Annotated in this window: 5 protein-coding genes and 1 pseudogene; 4 read left to right on the top strand and 2 right to left on the bottom strand. The window is 73.2% G+C overall.

What is annotated here, in order from left to right; all coding sequences use genetic code 11:
- Positions 1–401: pseudogene (locus IE330_RS38040) on the bottom strand (M56 family peptidase); the annotation flags it as partial.
- Positions 402–409: 8 nt separating this feature from the next.
- On the bottom strand, positions 410–829 hold the full coding sequence (locus IE330_RS38035; protein WP_190140750.1) for a BlaI/MecI/CopY family transcriptional regulator: 420 nt from the start codon (positions 827–829) through the stop codon (positions 410–412).
- Positions 830–1066: 237 nt separating this feature from the next.
- Between IE330_RS38035 and IE330_RS38030 the strand changes: the two genes are divergently transcribed.
- The 4 genes from IE330_RS38030 (at position 1067) to IE330_RS38015 (ending at position 3805) form a co-directional block, all read left to right on the top strand.
- Positions 1067–1642: a TerD family protein gene (locus tag IE330_RS38030; protein ID WP_190140749.1), complete on the top strand. Its 576-nt coding sequence runs from the start codon at positions 1067–1069 to the stop codon at positions 1640–1642.
- A gap of 235 nt (positions 1643–1877) precedes the next feature.
- Positions 1878–2492, top strand: coding sequence for a hypothetical protein (locus IE330_RS38025; RefSeq protein ID WP_190140748.1), 615 nt, complete (start codon positions 1878–1880; stop codon positions 2490–2492).
- A gap of 13 nt (positions 2493–2505) precedes the next feature.
- Positions 2506–3219 (top strand): hypothetical protein, encoded by a 714-nt coding sequence (locus tag IE330_RS38020; protein ID WP_190140747.1) that lies wholly within the window; start codon positions 2506–2508, stop codon positions 3217–3219.
- A gap of 163 nt (positions 3220–3382) precedes the next feature.
- Entirely contained in the window at positions 3383–3805 is a 423-nt protein-coding gene (locus IE330_RS38015) for a CoA-binding protein (RefSeq protein ID WP_190140746.1), read from the top strand.
- Positions 3806–3938: the final 133 nt, after the last annotated feature.

The following is a 3938-nucleotide window of genomic DNA, read 5'->3' as shown; positions in this document are numbered from 1 at the left end:
CCGCCGACCGCCCCGAGCACCGCCACCGACGTCCCGCGCAGCCCCGCGACCGCCCGCGCCGCCCGGTGGCGCACCGCGACGTGGCGCCACAGCGTCCGCCCCACCGCGCCGCACACGGCGAGCAGCGCCGGGATCGCGGCCTTGCCCGCGACCTCGTCGTACGGGACGGCGGCGCGGACCTCGGGGTCGGACCAGGCGTCGGGCAGCGGGTTGCCGGGCAGTTGGGCGGTGCCGACGACCACGAGCAGGGCCAGGCACAGGGTGCTGCACAGGGCCATCACGGCGGCGAGGGCCGTGAGCAGCCGGGTGGCGGTGCGCGGGTGCAGGTGCTGGCTGGCCGCGCGGGCCACGGGCCAGGCGGTGAGCGGCAGGACGAGCGGCAGGAAGACGAAGACCCCCATGGGCGCCGTCAGGCCTCCGTCGCGGTGCCGTCGCCCGCCTCGCCGAGCAGGTCGCGCAGCAGCCGTTCGTCGTCGGCGGACAGGGTGGTGACGAAGCTGGCGAGGACGGCCTCGCGGTCGCGTTCGCCGTCGAGCACCTTGCGCATGCGCAGCGCGGCCAGGCCCGCCTCGTCGGCGGCGGACCGCCACAGGAAGGAGCGGCCCGCGCGCTCGCGGGTGACGGCGCCCTTGGCGAGGAGCCGGGTGAGGATCGTCATCACGGTCGTGTACGCGAGGTCGCCGCCGACACGTTCCTGCACCCAGGCCGCGCCGACCGGGCCCGGCGCCGCGTGCAGCGCCGCGAGCACCTGGGACTCCAGCTCGCCCTGGCCCCGGCGGCGCGGGCGGGGCTCCCGCCGCGGGCGCTCCTGCCGCTCCTGCCGCTCCATGCCGTGCCCTCGCCTCCCGCCGTTCCCGTACGCGTACCCTGCCCGTTTCCTTCACTCCACGGACACCACGTACAGCACAGAAGCCGCGTACATCACCTGTATCCCGTACGCCGCCGGGGAGCGCCACATCGTAACGGCCGAAACCCGACCATCCACCACGAGCGCTTCTACAGTCATGTAGATTCTACGGGCAGGACGAACGCAGAACCACTCCGTAGAGGACCACAGGAGGACACCGTGGGAGTTTCTCTGTCCAAGGGCGGCAACGTCTCGCTGAGCAAGGAGGCGCCCGGCCTGACGGCCGTGCTGGTCGGCCTCGGCTGGGACGTGCGGACCACGACCGGCACGGACTACGACCTCGATGCCAGCGCGCTGCTCTGCGACGACTCCGGCAAGGTCGTCTCCGACCAGCACTTCGTCTTCTACAACAACCTCAAGAGCCCGGACGGTTCGGTGGAGCACACCGGGGACAACCTCACCGGTGAGGGCGAGGGCGACGACGAGGCCGTGAAGGTGGACCTCGCCGCGGTGCCCGCCGAGATCTCCAAGATCGTGTTCCCGGTCTCCATCCACGACGCGGAGAACCGCGGCCAGTCCTTCGGTCAGGTCCGCAACGCGTTCATCCGCGTGGTGAACCAGGCGGACAACCGCGAGATCGCCCGCTACGACCTCTCCGAGGACGCCTCCACGGAGACGGCCATGGTCTTCGGCGAGCTCTACCGCCACGGCGCGGAGTGGAAGTTCCGCGCCGTCGGCCAGGGCTACGCCAGCGGCCTGCGCGGCATCGCCTCGGACTTCGGTGTGAACGTCTGACACGGCTGACGCCGCCGCGCCGGGTCGCCGGCCGACAGCCCGTCCCGGCTCTCGGCCCGCGGCCCGGCCTTGTCGTGCGGGAAACGCCGGTCGTACCGGCGCGTCCGCGCCGAGAGGGGCGCACGGGCGCATTCAGGCGGTGGGACGCGCAGCGCCCATGGTGCGCGCGGGAAAGCGCCTGACACCCTGGGAGAGCCAGCACGCGAGGACGGCTTCGGGGGGTGCCGTGGGATTCTTGATCTTTCTCGCTCTCATCGGGTTCTGCGTCTGGATGATCGCCTCCGAAGCCGAGCAGAAGAAGAAGAGGCGAGCCGAGGCGGCGATGGAGTCCGCGCGTCGGGAGCGGCTCGCGGACCCCGCCACGGCAGGCGCCGAGATGACCCGGACGGCACGCGCGGGAGACGTGGGGGACGTGCAGAACCTCCTCCCCCACCTCCCCGCCTGGCCGGTACGTGACGCGATGCTCTGCACGGCGCAGTGGCTGGCCGTGCTGTCCAACGGTGCCGCTGTCGCCGACCGGGCCGGTGTGCCGCGCGGCACCACGGACGAGGTCAGAGCACTGGTCGAGAGCGCGCTCGCCGAACTCGCGTCCATGGCGACGAAGCTGGTGTCGCTCTCCCAGCTCTTCGCCGGTGACTGGAACGCCCTGGCCCCGGACATCCGCGGCCGCCTGGAGACCGGCGCACACCACCTCAACGGGATCAGCGAAGCGGCCTCCTCCCTCCGCGACAGCCTGGGGTTCGCCGTGGCCGAGCAGCACGGAAGCACCGAGAGCGCCGCGTCCGTGCGACGGAATCTGGACGCGCTGGCCACCGCGATACGCCAGACGGCCCAGGACGACGCCGACTGAGGGGAGAGGACGTATGGCGGACAGGAGCAGCGGCCTTCCGGCGGTACGTGCGGAAGACGTGTGGACAGTCGCCCAGCGCGTCATGCACGTCGTCCAGGACCTGGCCCGAACCGAGCCGCAGGGCGAACCCCAGGTCCGCGGCGGGCTGGCCCGACTGGACCGGTTGCGCGACGAGACGAAGGCACAGCTCGTCGCGGCCACGTACGAGCGCAACCGTCTCGATCTCCGCATCGCCGACGCGGTGAGGGCCGAGCGAGAGCTGATGCGGATCGCGGCGCCCTTCGCCGCGCGGGGCGGTGAGGTGAGTGACCTTCCCCCCGCGGTGCGCACGGCCCTGCGCAGAGCCGTCCGCTTGAGCGAGGACATCGCGGAGTGGAAGGAAGGCCTGGAGGAGGCCGAGGAGACCGTCCGCCTGTGCCGGGACCTCGACGCGGTCGTGCGGAAGTCCCGCGTCGACCTGGAACGCGTCCTCGACTCCCTGGCCCGGCGCTTCCGCGCCGCCGAGACCAAGAGCGCCCTGGCACGCATCGCCGACCAACTCGGCGCGTTCGACAGGGCGGTGCGCGTCGATCTGGCCGAGCGGGTACGGGATGCCGAGGCGCGGGCCGCAGCCGAGCACGAGACGGCCTTGAACGACGAGGACGTGCAGCTCCGGCAGCTCGCCGCGGCCGGCGAGGACGCCGCGGTGGAGGAGCGGCTGCGGCGGCTCCGGCAAGACACCGACTGAACCGCCACGGGCACGCGGACCGAGTCGCCCCGCGCGAGGGCCCGGCACCGCGGCACCGGCCCCGGAGGCGGCTCCGCCGTGCGGCCGTACCGGGGGAATCCCCGCCCTCCGCCGGTCGTTGTACGAGGCCGTAGTCCTTGTACGCGATACCAGGAGGCCCAGCGTGTACGGCGACCCCGCAACGGTCCGCAAGATCCTCACCGAGCTCGGGGACACCTGGGCCGTCGTCGGGCTCTCGTCCAATCGGGCGCGGGCGGCGTACGGCGTCGCCGAGGTGTTGCAGCGCTTCGGCAAGCGTGTCGTGCCCGTGCACCCGAAGGCGGAGACGGTGCACGGGGAGAAGGGGTACCCCTCCCTGGAGGCGATTCCCTTCGAGGTCGACGTCGTCGATGTGTTCGTGAACAGCGACCTCGCCGGGGCCGTCGCCGACGGGGCCGTCGGCATCGGGGCCAAGGCCGTCTGGTTCCAGCTCGGCGTCGTCGACGAGGCGGCGTACGAGCGGACGCGGGCGGCGGGCCTGGAGATGGTCATGGACCGCTGCCCCGCCATCGAGATCCCGCGGCTGGACACCACCGGGGCCAGGTAGTCCGCGGAGCCCGGCAGTGCGCGCCGCGGCGCCCGGTCAGGCGGGGGCCGAGGGTCCTCGCGGCACCGCCACGGGTCCGCCGGGGGCGGTGCCTTGGGGCCGGTGCGGTGCCGCGGCCGGCCGGGGCGGGTGC

This window comes from Streptomyces longispororuber, from assembly GCF_014656095.1.
GTDB classification, from domain to species: Bacteria; Actinomycetota; Actinomycetes; order Streptomycetales; family Streptomycetaceae; genus Streptomyces; species Streptomyces longispororuber.
The sequence above is the reverse complement of the archived record's forward strand: the minus strand, read 5'-3'. Positions and strand labels throughout refer to the sequence as shown.

What these genes read in the sequence shown, in the direction of transcription:
- IE330_RS38020 (WP_190140747.1), top strand. Translation starts at nt 2,506, where the DNA reads ATGGCGGACAGGAGCAGCGGCCTTCCGGCGGTACGTGCGGAAGACGTG.
- IE330_RS38035 (WP_190140750.1), bottom strand. Translation starts at nt 829, where the DNA reads ATGGAGCGGCAGGAGCGGCAGGAGCGCCCGCGGCGGGAGCCCCGCCCG.